Genomic DNA, 19965 nt, shown 5'->3' with positions numbered 1-19965 from the left:
TCTTGATGCTGACGCCCGTTCATATTTTGAAGTACAGATCAGGGCTAGAGCCATTCGAGCTCAGATGGTAAATTGCGCAAGGATTTTGTTGCTCCAAGCAGAGGGATGTTTCAATTGATGCCATTGCATAAAACAGGTATGAAATGCAAATGTGTCACTCTGTGTTTGGAAAAGGTATAAAATACCGGGTAAAAGTCGAGATGACAATTTACCCGTTATTCCTATTCCCAAATATTCAGTTCTGATAATATAGACTTCGTTATTTCGCTTGCGCTGTTTCCGGTGGCATTGGCATTGCCTTGAATGTTTGTAGCAAAAAAGTATGTATTCCCATTGGTGCAGACAAAACCGACAAACCAGCCGTTCACATCCTGACCGTCTATGCGTCCGGTTCCGGTCTTTCCATAAAAACTTCTGTCATCAGATGAAAAGAGACAGATGGAATCCTTTATTGTATTAACATTTTCCAGTGTAAAGCCAAAGTCGTTGTTGTATAGGTCTTTTAAAAGTTCAACCTGTTCCACTGGGGAAATTTTTAGTGTTGACTGCATCCAGTAAGAGGAAAGGTCTGAATTTATATTTTCATTCCCGTATCCGATTTTTTTCACATAGTTCCTGAGAGCGGATACTCCGATCTGTCTATCAATTTCCTGAAAATACCAGTTGACGGAAGACTCCATTGCAGAATACAAGTTTTGATCAGCGTTCCATGCTTCAAATGGGTAGTCAGTCCCGTTCCACGCCAAAGACGCTTCCGGCGTGATAATGCCCTCTTCCAAACCAAACAGTGCGTCATATATTTTATAGGTAGAATTTGGCGCTGTCCGTAAAGTGGCATGCTCCATGTCATAAATGCTCCATGTATCGCCTTTTAAATCATATAAAACAAAACTTCCTTCATATCCGTTAAAATATGCAGATAAGTCAACCAGATCAATCTTTTCGGGGGATATGTCCCACTTATAATAGCTTTGATCCGCAGCATAGGTGGACAGCATAGGGGTAAGCCCTAAAAGCATAACGGCTATGATACCGAAAGCAGTAAATCCCTTTATCTTTTTCCAGACGGAAGGATTTTCATAAGAAGATATATTGATAATCCTTTTCTGCATCTGTTTCATATTCCCACTGATTCCGGCAGCAAAGGGGAATGGTGAAAGTGAAATTTTTTCAGCAAAGTTAATCAGTGTATCGCCGTAATCTTCATAGTCGTTTTCGCTAAGGAGCTTCAGGACAGAGGTATCACAGGCGACTTCCCTGTCACTTCGCATTTCCTTCAGCGCATACCATACCAATGGGTTAAACCAGTACAGTACGCCGAAAAAATTCATAAGATAGCTTGCAATGGCATCCTTATGTTTGTAATGCTGTAATTCATGCAGCAGTATATATCGCATATCCACGGCATTGAAATCCGAAATCAGGTGGATTGGCAGATAAATACAAGGTTTGAACAATCCCACAATAATAGGGGATTTCAAAAAGGCGGTGCTGTAAATGGGAATGTCCTTTTTTATTTTCAGCTCGCTTAAGCAGTTGCTGTATAATATGCGGACTTCCCTGCTCTGCAAAGGAAGAGCAGATTTCTTCAAAGAGTTCAGGCGGGTTTTCGATTTTATTACTAACAGCAGCATTGCAAAGATACCGGTGATCCATATCCCAAGCAGAATAAGTCCGATAACAGATGGCGTTTTGCTGCTTACGGACAGCGCAAAATCATTCATCTGCCTTGCAGTGCCGGATGCTTCCATATTTACCGCTGTTTCTGTAACAGTTTCCATGCCCGCTGACGTAGCATTCTTCCACTTGTCAAGTAATGAAAAAATCTGTGAAAACGGAACCGGACGAACTGGAATAAACGGAACTGCCAACAGTCCGAGCAGCAGGAACCATAAATTGAACTGCATCCGGCTGGTCAGGTGATTTTTCAATACTTTTTTTATCATAAGCAGTATGCCTATGATGGCACAAATGAGAATATTGCAGATGAAAAAACGTATCCCGAAATCTGCCATGCTAATCCCTCCTTTTTGCCCCTTTATGGAGAAGTGAGTGCAGGGTGTCTATTTCTGATTCGGAAAGCCTGTCATCTTCAATATAGGCGGAAAGCATTGCGGTAATATCTCCGTCATAGTAACGCTCAAGAAAAGAATGGCTTTCCTGCCCGATGTATTCTTTTTCTTCTATCAGAGGCGTATAAACGAATACCCTGCTTTGCTTTTCATAGGAAAGCGCCCCTTTTGTCACAAGACGCTTGATTAGAGTCTGTATCGTTTTAGGACTCCATTTGGTAGTCTGTGTTAATTTGTCCGTTATTTCATTCGTATTGATCGGTGCGTGCTTCCATATGACTTTCATCACTTCAAATTCTGCTTCTGAAATCTGCGGCAATTCCTTCATTTTTGAAGCCTCCTTAATTCTTACGTCTGTAATAAATATTATAGAGTCTATTTATGAAAATGTCAATTTTTGAAAACAAGTTGACTTTAAATCTTACTTATGTAATAATTAAAATATTACATAAGTAAGATTTAAAAGCAAAAGTTTAAAATGTCTTGAAAACAGGAAAACCGAAAATTTTTCTATGAAGGCGATACCTGTATTTCGGGGAAAAAAACTGTAAGTCGGGAAATGACAATGACTGAAAACCAGAAAATTTTTATAATGCGTAATAGAAGGAGGCAATTATGGAAAGAAAGATATTGATATTATGCCAAGAAAGACCACAGTTGTCTGACCTTCGGAGAGAATGGCAGAAAGATGGTATATTTGCCCGCATAGTATCTGGTGTTGGGGAGGTTGCCTGTGAACTGTCGAGGAATACCGATTATTTGTTGGTTATTATTTTTTCAGACGGACAGGAGTATTTAACCTCATTAAAACTTACACGGGGATTGACAAACGCCCCAATCATGGTATTAAACCGGCAGTATGACAGTGCAGAAAAAATTGCTGCGATTAAAGCAGGTGCAGATGAATATATTAAGTGGTCAGATAGTTATGTGGAAGAAATTTTCGCCAGCAGCTATGCGTTAATCAGGCGTTATACGGAATTGAACCAGGTTGATCAGAAGCCTTTCATCATTATTTCAAAGGGTACTTTACTTATTAACGTGGATTATCACAAGGTTTTTATCAATTCGCAGGAAATGGAGTTTCCGCGGTATGAGTTTAACCTGCTCTGCCTGCTTGCATCCAGTCCGGAACGGGTATTTACGAATGAACAGCTTTACCGTGAGGTGTGGGGTGACGATTACCTGCGGGATGCCGATAATGGCCTCCATTCCTGCCTGAACCGGATACGCAGGAAGCTGGAGGAAGCAGACTGTACTTCCTGCCGCATTGAAAATGTACGCGGCGTGGGCTACCGGTTCATCCAGGACGATACATAGCACAAACATATAGAAACGGTGTAATCTTTGCGGTTATGCCGTTTTTCGTCGTAACTTGCGTTATCTGCTCATCTTTTGACAAACTTACGATAATTTGTTGACAATATCATCGTTTATAATTCCTTTTACTACAAATAAGCAGGGAATCATTAAAAATCTTAGGAAGAAATATCGTTTCCCGCTGGTAAGGGGAATATATTGGTGGAACCAGGGGGAAAGACAGGAGAACCAGAACAGACACATAGAAGCGCCGCAGTCCTTACAGGGATTGCGGCGCTTCTGCTATCGACAAAAAATTCCCCACGTCCTTATGAATTTCCAATAAAATACAGAAAACTTCCCGCCGTGCCTGGAACTTTCCGGGTGCGGCTTTTTTTATGTCGTTTTCTGCCGCAGGGTGTCGTTCCCTTACGGTGCCGTGCCCCTCCCTCCGGGATTCTGGAACCCATTTTATTTCAGAATTTCGGAGGGAAAATACATGGAGAAAAGAGATTTCTATTTATACATAAACGGACAGCCCGTACCGGTGAGTGAGGAAGTGTACCGGGAATACTACCGCGCGGAGGATAAGGAGCGTTATTTTATGGGCAGGCTGAAAAAGGGGCATACAAAGGTAAACCCGGAAACGAAGGAAATACGTTATATCCCCAGCCGGGAACTGTCCTATGAACAGCTTGTGGAGCAGGACTGGCAGTTTGCGGCAACAGGCGATTCCGTAGAGGACAGGGTGGTCAGGGCAGACCTGATAGAGAAACTGCGGGCTGTCCTGCACAGTCTTTCCACGGAGGAGATGGCGCTTCTGGAAGAACTGTTCTATCTGGAAAAGACGGAGCGGGAAGTGGCAGGGCTGTATGCCGTTTCGCAGAACACTATCCACTACCGGAAAAACAGGCTTTTGGACAAGCTGAGAAAATTGATGGAAAAATAATCAGATTTTTTTCTATCAGGATGCTGGTACAGTCCCTTACATTATGAGGGGGTTTTTATTCCCTCTTACGGACATTGGAAAATAACAGGGGAAAACTCTGTTCATAACCAGTATTCAAGTTTCTCTATCTGTGCGGGGCTGTGAAAACAGCAAGCGGCCCAGGCACGGGCGCGATGACTGCCTGCGGGTACGGATGGGACAGGGAGGGAAGAAGTTTTTCCCTCCCTCCCCTGATGTTCCTGTCAAACAAGATGACTTCAAAGGCACGAGCGGCAACCCGGAGGGCCTGTAAACGGCGCATGGCAGCGCCGGAACCGCCATGAGCCGCCAGATCAAGGAGAACCAGCATATTCCCGTACCGCAGGGTGAAAGGGGGATACTGTGGGCATGGCTTGGGCAGCTTAGTCACCTGCCGCCACCTGCTGTCGGTATCATGGCGCTTATGGAGCCGTAGGCGGCTTGGATATTCCCGTGCCGGGGGTGGGCAGAAGGGCGGTCACGCCGCCTGATAATACGGCACAAAACAGGAACTTTATGATTTTGCAGGAACCGGCACCGGAAACACAGGAGTTTTATACATGGACTTTCCGGACGGTTATCCTTTTACTTAATAAGCTGTCACGCGGAGCGTGGCGGCCTTTGATGTTTCCGGCAGGTGTGGAGAAACGCCTGCCGGATTTCTATTTAATAAGACATCACGCGAAGTGTGGTGGTGTCTGGCGGGATGTAAGACCTGCCGCCACAAGCCTTTTTGATGCGTACTGATGAATAGGCGGGGTTTGCGGCGCATGGTGTTCCATCCAGCAGGCAGTAAAAAAGATAAAGAGGATAAGGGGGTGTTGCTTATATGCGGCTTTCCATAAAAGAAATTCAGGTAAAGGAAGGGCGGCGCAGCCTTGACACCTGCCATGTAGGGGAACTGGCGGACAGTATACGGGAAATCGGGCTTTTGAATCCCCTTACCATAGACCGTGATAACTTCCTGATCGCCGGCCTCCACCGTCTGGAAGCGGTAAAGAGGCTTGGGTGGACGGAAGTGGACTGCACTGTCAGCAGCCTGGAGGGGCTGGCGGCGGAACTGGCGGAGATTGATGAGAACATTGTCAGGAGCGACATGTCTACATTGGAATACGGCGAGATACTCCTGCGCCGGAAAGAAATATATGAGACCCTACACCCGGAAACAAAACGGGGGATGCGCAATGGCCAGACTTCTAAAAGCGACAAAATGTCGTTTTTAGAAACGAAGTCATTTGCGCAGGACACCGCTGAAAAGCTGGGGGTAGTCCCCCGGACTGTGGAACGGCAGATACAGACCGCAAAAAATCTGACACAGGAAGCGAAGGAAATCATCAAAAATGCGGATAAAAAGATTTCCAAAAAGGAGGCGTTAAAACTCTCGCGCTTAGAACCGGAAGACCAGAAAGAAGCGGCAAGGCTTTTGACAACACAACAGATCAGAAACATGGGTGAATATGCAGAAAAGAAAAAGGAAGAACCGGAAAAAGCAGGGGGCAGTTTAAAGGATATGATAGCGGAACTGAAAGACCCGGATAAGGATTGCAGCGGCACGCCGGACAGCTTCCTGGAAGAATATGAGGCTTTCGTCCGGAAATTCCATAAAGAGATCGGCTGGTACAGTGACCCTTATTATGACACGGTATTTCCCTTTGTCAGCCCGGAGCAGTTATCCATCCTCCGGGAACTGACGGATTCCATCTGCGCCGCCGCCGGGCAGTTATTACATAAAGTAGAAAGGACAATGAAAACATGAGCAGTTACAGAAAAAAGCATAATACTTCAAAACCGGTAAAACCAAAACCGGAACCGGCGCTTCAGCCAGACCCGGAGTACAGCAATCCGGGTGTTGTGCGTTCCATCCACACAAACCGCCTGACTTCCGGCCTTCCATACCAGCGCCCGGTAAACCCGAAAGAGGTGGAGCGGCTGATAAGGGAGTGGGACGAGCGCCTGCTTGACCCGGTCACGGTCAGTTTCCGTGACGGCAGATTTTATGTAGTGGACGGGCAGCACCGCATTTCCGCCATGCGGAAGATGAACGGCGGCAGGGGCGTCATGGTGGACTGCAAGGTCTATGACGGCCTGACTTATGAGCAGGAAGCTGACCTCTGCTATAAGCTGGACAAGGCTAAGAAGCGCCTGAGCCTGTCACAGTCCACAAATGTGCTGGCGGAATCCGGCACGGATGCGGAGATCACGGAAGTCAAGCGGTTAGTCGAAAACGGCGGCTTTATATGGGCGCTTGGGAAAAGCCACGGGAAAACCGGAGAGATCGTATCTACCCGTGCGCTGCTAAATGCTTACCGTCTGCTGGGCGGCGCATCCTTTACCCGCATGTTACAGCTTTTGTGGGACGCCTGGGAGGGAGACCCGCGCTCCCTGACAGCGGCTGTACTTTCCGGCATGGCGCTCTTTGTTAAGGCTTACGATACGGAGATAAACGATAAGACTTTTATTTCCCGGCTCTCGCAGTGCGACCCGGATGAGATCAACCGCAGGGGACGGGCGGATTTTTCCACAAGCAACACGGCCCTACGTTTCGCCCGTGTGATACTGGAAAAGTATAACGGGCAGCGCGGGGGCAGGAAACTCCCTTACCGCTTCCGTGGGTAATGCACTGGTTGTCACAAGCCTTTTCCATACCGTTCTGGTAAATGGGCGGTGCGTACAGTGTACCATCCCGCTGGTATAGGGAGGGCACAGGTTTTTGTGATAAGACAACCATAACTGGAAATAAGATATAGAAAGGCGGTCAAGGGGCAGGATATGGAACTGACAAGGGAAAAATTACAGGAGATGGCGGCTGTGGATATACGGGATGTAGATATTAACAGCCTGACGGATTTAAGGGATATTGTGGTTGACACGAAAAAACCCGTCCCCCAGAAGCTGGCTTCTTTTGCAGCACAGACCAATAACGTATACATTCACCGGATCGGGGACTATATTGTGAAAGTCCGCTTCATGGAGGAGGGGCCGACCATTGACGACAAGATGGAGGAATACCTGCGGCGGCTTGCGGAGATACATATTTAACCGGGCGGGATGCAGTTTATCCTTGAAAAGAGAAAAAAGTTATGTTAATCTAAAGTCAGGATTAAATTCAGTGGAAACCCTGGCTTTCAGGCTTAAATGGGATAACGGCTATCCTTGTTAGCTAATAAAAAGTCAGGGGTGATACAGTGAAAGCAAAACAATTCTATGCGGCCATGTACCTCCGTCTTTCAAGGGATGACGAGGACAGGGACGGTTTAAATAAGTCCGAGAGCAACAGCATCGGAAGTCAGAGGGAACTCATCAAATCATTCTTACGGGAGCAGCCGGACATAGAGCTTTATGACATCTATGTGGACGACGGCTTTTCAGGGAGCAATTTCGACAGGCCAGAATTTAAGAGGATGATCGGCGACATTGAGGCAGGCAGGGTGAACTGTGTGGTAGTGAAAGACCTGTCCCGTTTCGGGCGCGATTACATTGAATCCGGGAGGTACATACAAAAGACTTTCCCGGCTCTTGGCGTGCGCTTTATTGCGCTGACCGACCATTTTGACAGCATATCGGCGGACACAGGGGAAAGCTCCATTGTCCTGCCGGTAAAAAACTTTATAAACGATTCTTACTGCCGGGATATTTCCACAAAGGTAAAAAGCCAGCTTGAGGTAAAGCGCAGGAACGGGGAGTGCGTATCTGCCTTTGCCGTCTATGGGTATAAAAAGAGTGAGGAAGATAAGAACCGGCTGGTCATAGATGAATACGCGGCGGAGAACGTGCGGCGGATATTCGCATGGAAGATTGAGGGGATGGCGTTATCCGCAATCGCGGAAAAGCTGAACAGCCTGGGCATACTCTCTCCCAAAGAATATAAAAAGTCAATGGGGCTTCATTATCAAAGTGGTTTTTCCGGGACAGGAAGCAGTGTCTGGGGGAATGCCACGGTAAAACGGATACTGACCAATGAGGTTTATCTGGGGCACATGGTTCAGGGAAAAACGGAGAAGGTCAATTATAAGGTAAAGAAGCATACCGCAAAGCCGGAAGAAGAATGGATCAAGGTGGAGAACACCCATGAGGCAGTCATATCCGCTGATGACTTTGCGGTGGTACAGCGCCTGCTGAAAACAGACGGGCGGAAAAGCCCGGAATCAGGGACGTTAAACCCGTTTGTAGGGATACTGTTCTGCGGCGACTGCAAAGAGCAGATGATAAGGCGCGTGACCCGCTATAAAGGCGTGTCCAAAGTGTATTATATCTGTTCCACAAAGAACCGCGGGGAAGGGTGCAGCAGGCACAGCATAGAGGAAAGTGCGCTGAAGGAGATCATCTGTGAGAGCATCCGGAAGTTTGCAAATTCCTTCCTGAAAGAAAAGGAACTCTTTGACAGGGCTGTGCGGTATGAGACGAACTTTGAAGCAGTTGCCCGGTATGACAAGGAGATTGAACGGCTGAAAAAAGAGCAGGATAAATATTATTCCCTCTGCTCCGGCTTATATGAGGATTTGAGGGCGGGTGTTGTCACAAAGGAGGAATTTGAACGCCTGCACAGCGGTTTTACGCAGAAAGGGAAAGAACTGGAGGCTGCCATGCAGAAACAGGAGCAGCTCATTAAAAGCATGTTCAAAAAGGGAGTGCTTTCTGCGGGACGTCTGAAAACCTTCCAGGACTGCGTGGAACTGAGGGAGATAGACCGGCACACTTTGAGCAGCCTTATCAGGCGGATATATGTTTATGAAAATAAACAGATTGTGATTGATTTTTATTTCATGGACGAATTCCGTATCATGGAAGGTCTTGGCCGGAAGATTCTGGAGGACAGGGAAGAAGTAAAGCGGAAAGCAGGAAGGAGCGCATAGCATGGGGAGAGTGTCAAAGAGGACTTCCGCCCCTGCTGTGGCGGTAAAAGAAGCAAAAATATGTTATAAAGCAGGCATTTACGCAAGGCTCTCATCCGATCAGGACAAGAAAAAGAATGAATCTGTTGAAGTTCAGGTGAAGATTGCGGAAAAATATATCGAAGATTTTAACAGGGAAGGGACAGAGCGGATAGAGATTGTAGACCGTTATGTTGACCTGGGGAAAACAGGAAGCAACTTCAACCGTGATGAGTTCCAGAGGCTTATGCAGGATATAAGGCTAGGAAGCATTGACTGCGTGGTGGTCAAAGACCTTTCCCGGTTTGGCAGGAACTATCTGGAAGCGGGGAATTATATTGAGAAAATATTCCCGTTTCTGGGCGTCCGCTTCATTGCGGTTGCTGATGGCCTCGACACGGGGATGCGGGGAAGCAATACGAAGCAGATGGCAGCGGAGATAAAAAACCTTGTCAATGATATGTATGCAAAGGATTTTTCCGTAAAGGCGAAGCAGCATTTGAAACAGAGACGGCAGGAAGGCTCCTATGTAGGAGGGCCGCCGCCCTACGGCTATAAAGCCGGGTGGGATAAAAAAATACGGAAGCTTTTACCGGATGAAAATACGGAAGGGATTGTGAAGCATATTTTCAGCCTGTTTATCGAGACAGGCAGTTTCACGGCGGTAGCGGATGACTTGAACAGGCAGAAAGTCAATCCGCCTTCTGTATATAAGAAAACCGGGGAAGTATTTTTTATGCCGGAATCCGGGGCATATAAGGGATGGGACAAGAGCGCCGTAGAACGCATCCTGAAAAGTGAGACGTATACCGGAAAGCTGGTGCAGGGGCGGACTTCCATCACTGCCAGGGACGAAAAAAACCGTATCCATAAAGCAGAAGGTGAATGGGTGGTCAGGGAAAACACCCATGCCCCCATTGTTGATGCGGCAATATTCGCAGAGGCGGCAAAAGTGTGTGAAAGGCTCCATGAGAGGACAAAATCCTATACGCATCCGACGGAAGGGTGCCCGATAGGGGAGAATATTTTTGACAGTGTGCTTTACTGCGGCGTATGTGGCAGGAAAATGACAAGACATAGTTATGTGAAAACCTATGCGGACGGCAGCAAGGCAAGGCTGGACGGGTATTTCTGCTTAAACGGCGGGCAGACAAAAGTGGAAGGATGCCCGGCGTCGAACCGCATTTCAAAGGCGGAACTGGTGGATATTCTGATGCCGCTCCTTAAAATGGAGTTTTCTGTGTATCTGGGGAAAATGAAGAAATATACAGAGATCGTGAAAGAGCAGATCCGGGAAAAAGGTGCGGAAATTGATGCAAAAATCAGGAAAGCGGAAAGGTCTGTTGCCGCCGCAAAAGAAGAAGAACGGACAAAATATGTGGAATACCGTGAGGGCATTATCCCTCAGAGTGAGTATGTCGCGTATAAGATGCGGCAGGAAGGCAGGCTGCATGACTTAAACCGGCAGAAGGAAGAACTGGAAGCGGACAGGAAGAACCTGGATAACGTATCAGGGAAATACCTTGCGGCTGCCCGTGCCCTTCTCCGTTTGAAAAGCGGCAGGGAACTGACAAAGGAAATGATAGAATCCCTGATCCGGAGGATTTATGTCTATCCGGGGAAAAGGATAGAAGTACAGTTTGCCTATACGAATGAATTGCTGGAAGGGGTGCTTGCAAATGGATAAACTTGCCATTTACCTGCGGCTGTCACTGGAAGATGCGGATGACAAGGATGAGAGCAACAGCATCAGCAGCCAAAGGGTCATGCTCCATGCCTACATACGCGGCAATGAGGAACTGAGGGGAAAAGAAGTCTCTGAGTTTTGTGATGACGGCTATTCCGGCACAAGCATGGAAAGGCCGGGGATGCAGAGAATGTTAAAGGAGATCAGGGAAAATAAGATAGGGTGTGTACTTGTCAAGGATATGTCCCGTTTTTCAAGGGATTATATCGAGCTTGGAACCTACATGAACCAGATATTCCCGTTCATGGGGGTGCGGTTTATCGCAGTAAACGACCATTACGACAGCCGCGACCATGCGGGAAGCACAACCCCTATTGATACGGCATTCCAGACGCTTCTTTATGACCTATACAGCAAGGATATATCTGTAAAGGTTAAGGCTTCATTTGAAAATAAATGCGCCAGCGGGGAATATGTTTTCGGACAGGCACCTTTTGGGTATGAGAAAAGCCGGGAATTAAAAAATACGGTTGTAGTGAACGAAAAGGAAGCGGAGATCGTGCGTTATATTTTTGCCCTTGCCCTTAGAGGGAATGGAAGCACCCAGATCGCAAGGATTCTCAATGAAAAGGGGATACTGACCAAAACACAGATGCGCCACCCGGAGCGGGCGGATAAAGACGGCAGGATGCAGGCGTGGGATCATGTGTCTGTCCGGGCTGTCCTGAATAACCGTTTCTACCTGGGTGAGATGGCCTACGGGAAATCAAAGCGTAAGTCTGTAGGCAGTAAAAACGGTATCGCTGTACCAATGGAAGAATGGAAAGTGATACCAGACCACCATGAGCCGCTTGTTACACCGGAAGATTACGAAAAGGTATGCCTGTTCCGTAAAGATGCGGACACTTCCAGAAAAGGGGAGAAAAACCCACTTGTGGGGAAACTGTTCTGCGGCGGATGCGGTTATTCCATGACTTACAAGCCTATACGGGGGAAGAATAAATACCGCAGGTTTGAGTGCCGGAAACACGCTGTTTTGCAGATACCGGAGTGCTGTACATACTTTTCCGCCGATCTGCTGGAGGAAACCGTGCTGATGATGCTGAACCGGGAACTGATGGTGCGCGGAAATGCCGTAAAAGAAAAACAAAGCCTTGTTTCTTTCCAAAAGTCCTGTATTGTGAGGACGGAAAAGAAGATAGCAGACTGCAAGAGAAGGAAGAAGGAGCTTCAGGCAGAGGCAGACGCCTTATATGAAAGTTATGCCTGCGGCAGAGTATCTGCGGAAAGCTACAGACAGAAGGCGGACAGCATAAAAGAGCAGACGATCCAGTTGTCGGCAGAGGCAGATGCGCAGGGGGAAGAACTGGAACAGCTTCGGGAGGAATACCGCAGGGCGGAGGAAGATATGAAGCAGATCATCCGGTATTCCCACCTGGAAATGCTGACACAGGAAGTAGTTGATATATTTATTAAGAAAATACACGTTTATAAAGACAAAAGAGTTGAAATCATGTGGAACTTCCGCGAAAATGGAAAGGAGACAGAATGAGGGCAGCGATATATGCAAGAGTAGGGAATCCGGATCAGGTGGCAGTACGGCATCAGGCAGAAGTGCTGACAGGGCAAATCCGGGGCATGTGGGGAGAGCGGACAGAGATAGATATTTATGCTGACAACGGTATCTCCGGTCTGCGGACAGACCGCCCCGGACTGCAAAAACTTTTAAGGAATGCCGGGACTTATAATGGGGTATTTGTCTATAATATGAGCAGGCTGTCACGTTCGGTGCCAGATGCAGTAGGTTTGGTCAGGCAGTTAAAGAATCAGGGAGCGGAACTTTATGCGGCAGACAGGAATATGGCGGGGATTACAGAGGAAATCCTGAAGGCTGTTTCGGACATTCCAACTTGACAATAATTTGTCACCAATTTTGCCCTAACTTAGCAATAATGAACCACACGCCCCACGAAGTTATGCGGGTTTCAGCGATTTTCAATCAAAAAAAGTGAAAAAAGTTTGTGACAATAACTTGACACACGCGGGGTATGGGGCGTTGTGCGTGAGGGATAGTTTGCCAGTCTGAATATGGGGAGTTCTTGATTTAATTAAGAATTAGCCTGCAAAAGATGTTTATACGTCATATGTAAAGAAGAAATAAAGAAAGCTAAATTGTATATTAAATGTAGTTGTGTATGAGATATGAAAATGCTATGATATAAATAAGGAAATACGCAGGAGTGTATATGGGAAATATATGATGGGCATTCCGAACAATCTTAAATGACTGCTGACAGACGATCAGCCTGGTAATTAATTTGTAGGTACAGGATGACAGACGGGTGTTAATGATTTCGCTTAGGGATACAGGGGGAATGTAATTTGAAATATTTGGAATCAATTCAAGAAGCTATATATTTGTCTGCTGGTAATGCTTCGCAATACAGGCGTATTATGCGGATTTTTTTTATAGAGTACGAGAAAATGCATTTTCAATTATATAAGGAAGATGTGTTGGAGCTGCTTAGGGAGTATCCGGAGTTTTCAGATTATTCTATGGATCAGTTAAAAACAGATTTAGAGGCGTTGGTTGGATGGAAAAATCTTACCTCTATCCAAGACCCGAAAAGAGTTTATACGATTGCGGAATATAAAAATAAGCAATACCGTTATACAATGTCGGAATATGCAGTAGAGATAGAAAGAATGACGGTAAAGCTTGAAAATCTTTTCATGGACAGTGGTAATCTGTCCATGAATTATTTTGTGCGGATTGAGAATGCCTTGAATGAAATGGAGCAGATAGACCGTCAGGAGCTGAAAGCGGTGAATGAATGGTGGAGCAATTTGCAGGAAGATTTTAAGAGATTAAACCGAAACTATCAGGATTATTTGAGAGAATTCTATTCAGGTAAATCAGATAAGGTTCTCAAATCTATTGAGTTTGTCGTACATAAGGATCGATTTATTTCTTATTTACAAGAGTTTGTGCAGCAGCTTCAGAATAAATCTATACGTATTGAAAATATAATTAAGAAATTGTCTCAGCAGATGGTAGACAGAGTATTAGAGCGGGTCATTGAGAGTGAATTGGCAATTCCACACCCTGATTCGGAAATCCAGGATTTAAGGGAGAATGCGATAAAAGAAAACATTTACGGAAAATGGCAGAGCCTGTCAGATTGGTTCATTTCGACAGATAGGCATCCAAGTGAAAGTCAGAAGGTATTGGATATTACAGATGAAGTTATACGGAAAATTATACAGAATGCAGCCTTAATCGTACAGATACAAAATTGGGGAATCAGCCGTAAGGAAGATTATAAGAAATTTATTCAGATGTTCATGCAGTGCGAAAATGTAGAAGCGGCCCATAAACTTTCGGCGCATGTATTCGGAATACAGCATGTGCGGCATTTTAAAGTAAACTGTCCCCGTTCCACGGATAGCATAAACAGTGGCGTTTTCGATGAACTGCCATCGGAATATGAACTGAAGCCCCATACCAGAACTTATAAACCTAGAATACATAAATCTGGGTTTGAAAGTAAAGCATTGGAGAAATTGGCACAGCGTAACCAATATTTGGAAAAACTGGAGGAAGACAGAAATCTGGTTATGAAATATATTCAGGACAATAAGCTGGATATCAGTAGGATTGACGACTGCATTTCTGTGGATACAAGGGAGACTCTTTTGCGTTGGATTGCACAGGCGAATCTGACTGTGTCCAAAAGCGGACGGACCGAGTATGGACAGGCATTTCGTTTGATAAAACAGGAGGGAAGTTACACTCTGAAATGTGAGGATGGGGAACTTATGATGCCCAGATATATATTTCAGTTTGAGGATTAGAAAAATGGAAGCGGCAAGGGCATTAATAGAAAATTGTTGGATTGATAAGAAGAAGGATAAAGAATTATATATGAAGGTCCGCAGAGAGCTGCCAAAATGCCAGAAATTTTTTCGAGAGCAGCTAGGCTGGACGGTAATCAATAATGAACAGATATTGAAGGTGGAGAAAATCCCTGCCCGTGCGGAAGGATATATGGGCATTACAGACTTTACGGAGAGCAGGGATTACTGTCTTTTTTGTGCTGTCTTAGCATTCCTGGAAGATAAGGAAGAACAGGAGCAATTTCTGTTATCAGAATTGGTAGATATGCTGGAGCTGCAGCTAAAAGGTGTGATGGATGTGGACTGGACTTCTTTTACACAGAGAAAGTCTTTGGTAAGAGTGCTGCAGTTTTGTGAGAATATGAGGCTGTTAGAAGCATATGAAGGGAGCAGCGATAATGTGGGCAGCAGTATTGGGCAGGAGATTTTGTATGAGAATACAGGGCTTTCCAGATACATGGCGGTGAATTTTGCATATAGCATAGTTGATTTTCAGTCATGGGAAGATTTTGAGAAGCAGCAGAATGAGGAAAGCGAAGCGGACAGAGGGCATTATAGGATTAATCGTGTATACAGGCAGATGGTGGCGGCACCGGCTCTTTATTGGAGCCGGTCCGATAACCCAGACAGTATCTATCTGAAAAACCAGAGACAGTGGATACAGAAAAATTTCAGTGAATATTTGGGAGGACAGCTTCATGTCCATAAAAATGCTGCCTTTCTGGTGATAGATGAAGATGAACCCTTTGGGGAAAGGCATCCAAGGGAGGCTATGCTTCCAGAGCTTGTTTTGCTCTTGTGCAGGCTGATTAGGGAAAAAGCAGACGAGGGTGTTTGGAAGAAGCGGCAGGACGACTGTATTGTTGTTTCAATAAAAGAGTTTCAGGAAGAAATGCACCATTATCGTAATAGATATCGGGCGGCATGGAGCAAGGAATACAGGGAGATGGAAGACGCAAAACTGTTAAAAGCGGTTATTTCTTATATGAAATCATGGATGATGGTTGACGAGTGTGACGGGGAGATTGTCATCTATCCGGCAGCAGGAAAAATGATCGGGCGCTATCCGGCAGAGTTTGAGACAAAGGAGAAGAGCAGATGAGTGAGCGTTGGCATATGAATCGAATAGGATTTGTGAATTTCTGGCTATACGATGATGAAGTATTTTCTTTTGCAGATGGTAAACTGCTTCTACGGGGACAGAATGGCTCAGGAAAGTCTATTACTACGCAGAGTTTTATTCCTTTTATACTGGATGGTGACAGGACGCCTAGTCGATTGGATCCTTTTGGCTCCAGTGACAGAAGAATGGAATACTATTTTCTGAACGATGGGGAGAAGGAGGAAGCTACCGGCTATCTATATTTAGAGTTTAGGAAGGGGAACCGCTATCGGACGATTGGAATCGGCCAGCAGGCTCAAAAGGGGAAAGCTATGGGCTTCTGGGGATTTCTCGTATTGGATGGGAGGAGAATAGGATATGATTTTAACCTGTATCGTGATGTGGGAAATACGAAAATTGTATATACGAAGCAGGAGATAAAAAAGGAACTGGGAGAAAATAATCTGTTTACAGAAGCGCAAAAAGAATATATGGGTTTAGTAAATAAACATATATTTGGGTTTCCGAGACTGGAACAGTATGAACAATTTATACGGCTGCTCATAAAGGTCAGGGCACCCAAGCTTTCCAAGGAATTTACGCCAAAAAAAGTATATGAGATATTGAACGACTCTTTGCAGACTTTGTCCGATGAGGATTTGCGTGCTATGGTAGACGCCATGGAGAAAATGGATGATATACAGGATAAGCTGAATGGATTAAAAAGGGCTTATAAAGATTTGCAGATTATACGGAATGAGTATGTAAGATATAATCAGTATATGTTGGGGCAGAAAGCGATCGCCTACCTGGAAGAAAAGGCGATGGTTGACGCCGCCAGGGGAAAGCTGGAAGCAGAGACAGACGAATTGAAGGAGACAAAGGAAAAGCTGGAGAAATCATACAGAAGGGCAGGCGAGCTCAAAGGGGAAAAAAGTCTGTTGGAACGGGAGAAGGAGGCGATCGGGACAACGGATTTAGAGGAGGCGGAAGAAAAATTAAGAACATGCCGAAAACGACAGGAAGATGCACAGAGAGAAATCGCATTGTACTGCCAAGGCATTGAGCACCGCAGAAATACGATACGGGAGTATGACGCTATAGTACGTGAGATACAGAAGAATATTGACGCTTATCAGATGGAAATAGAGCAGCTTGTGAATGATATGGATGAACTGCAGAATATCATTTGTTTTTCTGGACATGGACAAATTTTAAGCTTGTGGAAGACTTCGGATGGCTATGGGGAATGTAAGAAAATCAAAAGTGAAATTGAAAAACTGTGTATAAATGTGCAGGCAGCATTGGACGAGCTGAAAAAATTCAGGGAAATACAGATACAATGTGACAGGTTGTCAAAAGACTGCAGCAGCTTGGAGGAAAAGAAGGCACAGGCATGGCAGCAGGTGAACGATGCAGAAACGATGGAGGACGCGCTGAGGGATGACTTGATTGAGGCATACTATGGCTTGGAGCAGCTTAACCAGGAATTTTATCTGTCAAAGAAAGAACTGGAACAGATATCAATATATATCCAGAAATACCAAGATGTGTCGGATTATGGGAATATACGCAATCTCATCGGAAATATATGGGAGATGAAAAACCAAAAGCTGGGAAGTGAACTTTCTGTATTGGAAGTACGGAAAGAAAAGAAGGCGGAGTCTGTGAGAATCTGCAGGGAAGAATTGGAGGAATTGGAAAAAGTATCAGAGATAACGCCTGTGCGTAGGGAAATCCTGTCCAGAACGAGGGAGAAGCTGGCAGAGAACAACATTTCCTTTTCGCCTTTTTATGAAGCAGTGGATTTTACAGAGCATATTTCTATGAGGGACAGGGATTTGCTGGAATGCCAGTTGGAGGATGCGGGACTTTTGGATGCCCTGGTAGTGCCGCAGAAAGACTATACGCGGGCTATGGAGATTCTGGAAGAATGGTCAGATAAGATTCTCTGCCTTAAAGATTCCGGAAAAACGAGATACAGTAAACTGGCAGCGGTTGCAGGAGATATGGAGCTGCGGAAAATGACGGAGAGGATTTTGTCTAATATCGGAGAGGAAGATGATTGCCAGATTGTGTTAAAGCCAGACGGTTATTTCAGACATGGCGCACTGGAAGGTTACAGCAGGCCTGAAAGGGAAGCCTGTTATATTGGGGAAGCCATAAGAAAGGAGAAGAAGAAGGAGCAAATCAGAAGAAAAAAGGAAGAATTGCAGCTTTTGCAGCAGGAACTGGAGGCATTGGGACAGGAAATTGACGGACTAAGGAAAAGGATTGGAATTTTGCAGGAAGAGTATCACGGATTGCCCGTATTTGACGAGTTGGACGAGGCAATTGCGATGAAAAAAGACTTAAACTGGACGTTTGAAAAGTGCAGTGAAGAATGTGGGAAAAAACAGAAAGAAAAAGAAGGCTGTGAAATTCAAAAAAAGCAGTCCGCCCAGCGGGTCATAGCCAAGTGTCGAGAGCTTCCCTACGAAAGAAACATTGAGAGTTATGAGGAGATACTGGGAGCGCTCTATGAGTATAAGGGGCAGTTAGAATCGCTTCAGATGGCTGTAATGGGCTTTTTGGCGGAGCAGGCAAGAGAAGATATGCAGAAACAGTTGATTGAGAAAGAGGAGGACGCAATCGATAGAGAAGATATCTATAAAAAAAGAGCAGAGCAGGAGGTACAGGAACAGAAGCTTCAGATAGAGAAACTTGACGAATTCCTGAATGCTCCTGAAAATAAAGAGAGGGCAAAGCGGCTGAAAATAATTTGGAAAGAGTTGAACCTAAAAGACGATGAAGAACGAGAGTTAGGAAAAGAGCAGGCTGTATGGGAAAATACTGTGAAAAGATTGGAACCGGATATTGAGACACAGAAAAAAAGTGTGATGGAGAAAATGGAGAAGGAGGTCCGGCTCAGAAAATATTTTGATGAAGAATTATCCCTGGGACTTGTATTTGCCAGAGAAAGCAAAACAACTCCGGAGGCAGCCAAACAGGCAAAAACTGTAATCAGAGAAGCAGACAGAAATAAATCCGTAGCAGAGATTGTGTCGAACATGGACAGGATTTTTCATGCGCATATTGGAAGCCTGGTAATTTACGGGACGTTTATGGAAGATTGCTTTGCAGAAGAGACAACAGATGCGATGGCGTTACGCAAACGTCATAGAATTGTTTCTTATATGCAGGGGCGGAAGCTGTATTTTGAAGAATTCTATCAAGTAATCAAAGAGAGGATTGATGAAACCCAACTGTTGATCCGTCAGAAGGATAGGGAGCTGTTTGAGAATATTTTGTCGGATACCCTGAGCAGGAAGTTAAATGTCCGTATTGCAGAAAGCAGGAAATGGATTCAGGATATGTCTTCTCTTATGCGAAAGATAGACACCTCTATGTCCCTGACCTTTTCACTGGACTGGAGGGCGAAGACCGCAGGCGGAGAGGGAGAGCTGGATACAGCAGAGTTGGAGAAAATGCTAAACCGTGACAGGGAATTGATGACTGCGGAGGATATCGAAAGAATTTCTGCACATTTTAGGAATAAGATTTATACGGTAAAACAGATGGCGGAGGAAAATGGCGAAGTCTTAAGCTATACTGATTTGGTGAGAGAAGCACTGGATTACCGGAAGTGGTTTGAATTTAAAATGTTTTATTACCGAAATGACGAGAATAAAAAGGAATTAACAAACGGAGCCTTTAACCGCTTTAGCGGAGGGGAAAAGGCAATGGCTATGTATGTCCCGCTGTTCGCTGCATTGAATGCGCAATATAAAAAGGCAGAGCCTGACGATTTGCCGAGAATCATAGCGTTGGATGAAGCTTTTGCGGGGGTGGATGACAAAAATATCAGCAGCATGTTTGACCTTGTAAGAAAATTCGATTTTGACTTTATTATGAATTCACAGGTACTGTGGGGATGCTATGCTTCTGTGCCCTTCCTGCGGATAGCAGAATTGCTTAGACCTGCTAATTCTAAAGTAGTTACAGTTATCTATTATTTGTGGAATGGAAAACAGAGAATCATTGAGGAATAGTAAAGTGGAAGAAAAAATTCTTGAGGAATGTGCTCTTTA

Annotated in this window: 16 protein-coding genes; 14 read left to right on the top strand and 2 right to left on the bottom strand. The window is 45.2% G+C overall.

All coding sequences use genetic code 11. The annotated features are described in order from the left end of the window. Nucleotides 1-221 precede the first annotated feature (221 nt). Nucleotides 222-2015, bottom strand: coding sequence for a BlaR1 family beta-lactam sensor/signal transducer (locus tag GN277_RS25390; RefSeq protein WP_159755334.1), 1794 nt, complete (start codon nucleotides 2013-2015; stop codon nucleotides 222-224). A 1-nt stretch (nucleotide 2016) separates the two neighbouring features. Next, nucleotides 2017-2400 (bottom strand): BlaI/MecI/CopY family transcriptional regulator, encoded by a 384-nt coding sequence (locus GN277_RS25385; RefSeq protein WP_159755331.1) that lies wholly within the window; start codon nucleotides 2398-2400, stop codon nucleotides 2017-2019. A gap of 287 nt (nucleotides 2401-2687) precedes the next feature. Between GN277_RS25385 and GN277_RS25380 the strand changes: the two genes are divergently transcribed. The 14 genes from GN277_RS25380 to GN277_RS25325 all read left to right on the top strand — a co-directional run bounded on the left by GN277_RS25380 (nucleotide 2688) and on the right by GN277_RS25325 (nucleotide 19926). Continuing rightward, nucleotides 2688-3392: a response regulator transcription factor gene (locus GN277_RS25380; protein WP_159755328.1), complete on the top strand. Its 705-nt coding sequence runs from the start codon at nucleotides 2688-2690 to the stop codon at nucleotides 3390-3392. A 478-nt stretch (nucleotides 3393-3870) separates the two neighbouring features. After that, complete coding sequence (locus GN277_RS25375) at nucleotides 3871-4320, top strand: RNA polymerase sigma factor (RefSeq protein WP_129174551.1); 450 nt, start codon at nucleotides 3871-3873, stop codon at nucleotides 4318-4320. Between the two features lie 319 nt (nucleotides 4321-4639). Continuing rightward, nucleotides 4640-4774, top strand: coding sequence for a hypothetical protein (locus GN277_RS31040; protein WP_280178630.1), 135 nt, complete (start codon nucleotides 4640-4642; stop codon nucleotides 4772-4774). A gap of 5 nt (nucleotides 4775-4779) precedes the next feature. Beyond that, nucleotides 4780-5085, top strand: coding sequence for a hypothetical protein (locus GN277_RS29600; protein ID WP_204162796.1), 306 nt, complete (start codon nucleotides 4780-4782; stop codon nucleotides 5083-5085). Between the two features lie 82 nt (nucleotides 5086-5167). After that, nucleotides 5168-6094: a ParB N-terminal domain-containing protein gene (locus GN277_RS25370; protein ID WP_159755325.1), complete on the top strand. Its 927-nt coding sequence runs from the start codon at nucleotides 5168-5170 to the stop codon at nucleotides 6092-6094. Beyond that, nucleotides 6091-6954, top strand: coding sequence for a DUF6551 family protein (locus GN277_RS25365; protein ID WP_159755322.1), 864 nt, complete (start codon nucleotides 6091-6093; stop codon nucleotides 6952-6954). The genes GN277_RS25370 and GN277_RS25365 overlap by 4 nt, the downstream gene beginning before the upstream one ends. Nucleotides 6955-7107: 153 nt before the next feature. After that, nucleotides 7108-7377: a DUF6870 family protein gene (locus GN277_RS25360; protein WP_129174545.1), complete on the top strand. Its 270-nt coding sequence runs from the start codon at nucleotides 7108-7110 to the stop codon at nucleotides 7375-7377. Nucleotides 7378-7523: 146 nt separating this feature from the next. Beyond that, nucleotides 7524-9191: a recombinase family protein gene (locus tag GN277_RS25355; RefSeq protein ID WP_244324907.1), complete on the top strand. Its 1668-nt coding sequence runs from the start codon at nucleotides 7524-7526 to the stop codon at nucleotides 9189-9191. Between the two features lies 1 nt (nucleotide 9192). Next, on the top strand, nucleotides 9193-10896 hold the full coding sequence (locus GN277_RS25350; protein WP_159755319.1) for a recombinase family protein: 1704 nt from the start codon (nucleotides 9193-9195) through the stop codon (nucleotides 10894-10896). Beyond that, nucleotides 10889-12448 (top strand): recombinase family protein, encoded by a 1560-nt coding sequence (locus GN277_RS25345; protein WP_159755316.1) that lies wholly within the window; start codon nucleotides 10889-10891, stop codon nucleotides 12446-12448. The genes GN277_RS25350 and GN277_RS25345 overlap by 8 nt, the downstream gene beginning before the upstream one ends. Further along, nucleotides 12445-12810, top strand: a complete 366-nt coding sequence (locus tag GN277_RS25340) for a recombinase family protein (protein ID WP_159755313.1) — start codon at nucleotides 12445-12447, stop codon at nucleotides 12808-12810. Before GN277_RS25345 ends, GN277_RS25340 begins: the two co-directional genes overlap by 4 nt. A gap of 468 nt (nucleotides 12811-13278) precedes the next feature. Then, nucleotides 13279-14751 carry a TIGR02677 family protein gene (locus GN277_RS25335; RefSeq protein ID WP_159755310.1) on the top strand — a complete coding sequence of 491 codons (1473 nt, stop codon included), beginning with the start codon at nucleotides 13279-13281 and terminating at the stop codon, nucleotides 14749-14751. 4 nt (nucleotides 14752-14755) lie between these two features. Beyond that, nucleotides 14756-15895, top strand: coding sequence for a TIGR02678 family protein (locus tag GN277_RS25330; RefSeq protein WP_159755307.1), 1140 nt, complete (start codon nucleotides 14756-14758; stop codon nucleotides 15893-15895). Then, entirely contained in the window at nucleotides 15892-19926 is a 4035-nt protein-coding gene (locus GN277_RS25325) for a TIGR02680 family protein (RefSeq protein ID WP_159755304.1), read from the top strand. Before GN277_RS25330 ends, GN277_RS25325 begins: the two co-directional genes overlap by 4 nt. The last annotated feature ends 39 nt before the right edge of the window (nucleotides 19927-19965 follow it).

Source organism: Sporofaciens musculi, assembly GCF_009830285.1.
Lineage (GTDB): Bacteria > Bacillota > Clostridia > Lachnospirales > Lachnospiraceae > Sporofaciens > Sporofaciens musculi.
Note: the sequence above shows the minus strand (reverse complement) of the source record. Positions and strands in the feature narration are given on the sequence as shown.

Bases quoted from the DNA above. Each gene is read 5' to 3' on its own strand.
- GN277_RS25390 (WP_159755334.1), bottom strand. From the start codon at position 2,015: ATGGCAGATTTCGGGATACGTTTTTTCATCTGCAATATTCTCATTTGT.
- GN277_RS25385 (WP_159755331.1), bottom strand. From the start codon at position 2,400: ATGAAGGAATTGCCGCAGATTTCAGAAGCAGAATTTGAAGTGATGAAA.
- GN277_RS25380 (WP_159755328.1), top strand. From the start codon at position 2,688: ATGGAAAGAAAGATATTGATATTATGCCAAGAAAGACCACAGTTGTCT.
- GN277_RS25375 (WP_129174551.1), top strand. From the start codon at position 3,871: ATGGAGAAAAGAGATTTCTATTTATACATAAACGGACAGCCCGTACCG.
- GN277_RS31040 (WP_280178630.1), top strand. From the start codon at position 4,640: ATGAGCCGCCAGATCAAGGAGAACCAGCATATTCCCGTACCGCAGGGT.
- GN277_RS25370 (WP_159755325.1), top strand. From the start codon at position 5,168: ATGCGGCTTTCCATAAAAGAAATTCAGGTAAAGGAAGGGCGGCGCAGC.
- GN277_RS25365 (WP_159755322.1), top strand. From the start codon at position 6,091: ATGAGCAGTTACAGAAAAAAGCATAATACTTCAAAACCGGTAAAACCA.
- GN277_RS25360 (WP_129174545.1), top strand. From the start codon at position 7,108: ATGGAACTGACAAGGGAAAAATTACAGGAGATGGCGGCTGTGGATATA.
- GN277_RS25350 (WP_159755319.1), top strand. From the start codon at position 9,193: ATGGGGAGAGTGTCAAAGAGGACTTCCGCCCCTGCTGTGGCGGTAAAA.
- GN277_RS25345 (WP_159755316.1), top strand. From the start codon at position 10,889: ATGGATAAACTTGCCATTTACCTGCGGCTGTCACTGGAAGATGCGGAT.
- GN277_RS25340 (WP_159755313.1), top strand. From the start codon at position 12,445: ATGAGGGCAGCGATATATGCAAGAGTAGGGAATCCGGATCAGGTGGCA.
- GN277_RS25330 (WP_159755307.1), top strand. From the start codon at position 14,756: ATGGAAGCGGCAAGGGCATTAATAGAAAATTGTTGGATTGATAAGAAG.
- GN277_RS25325 (WP_159755304.1), top strand. From the start codon at position 15,892: ATGAGTGAGCGTTGGCATATGAATCGAATAGGATTTGTGAATTTCTGG.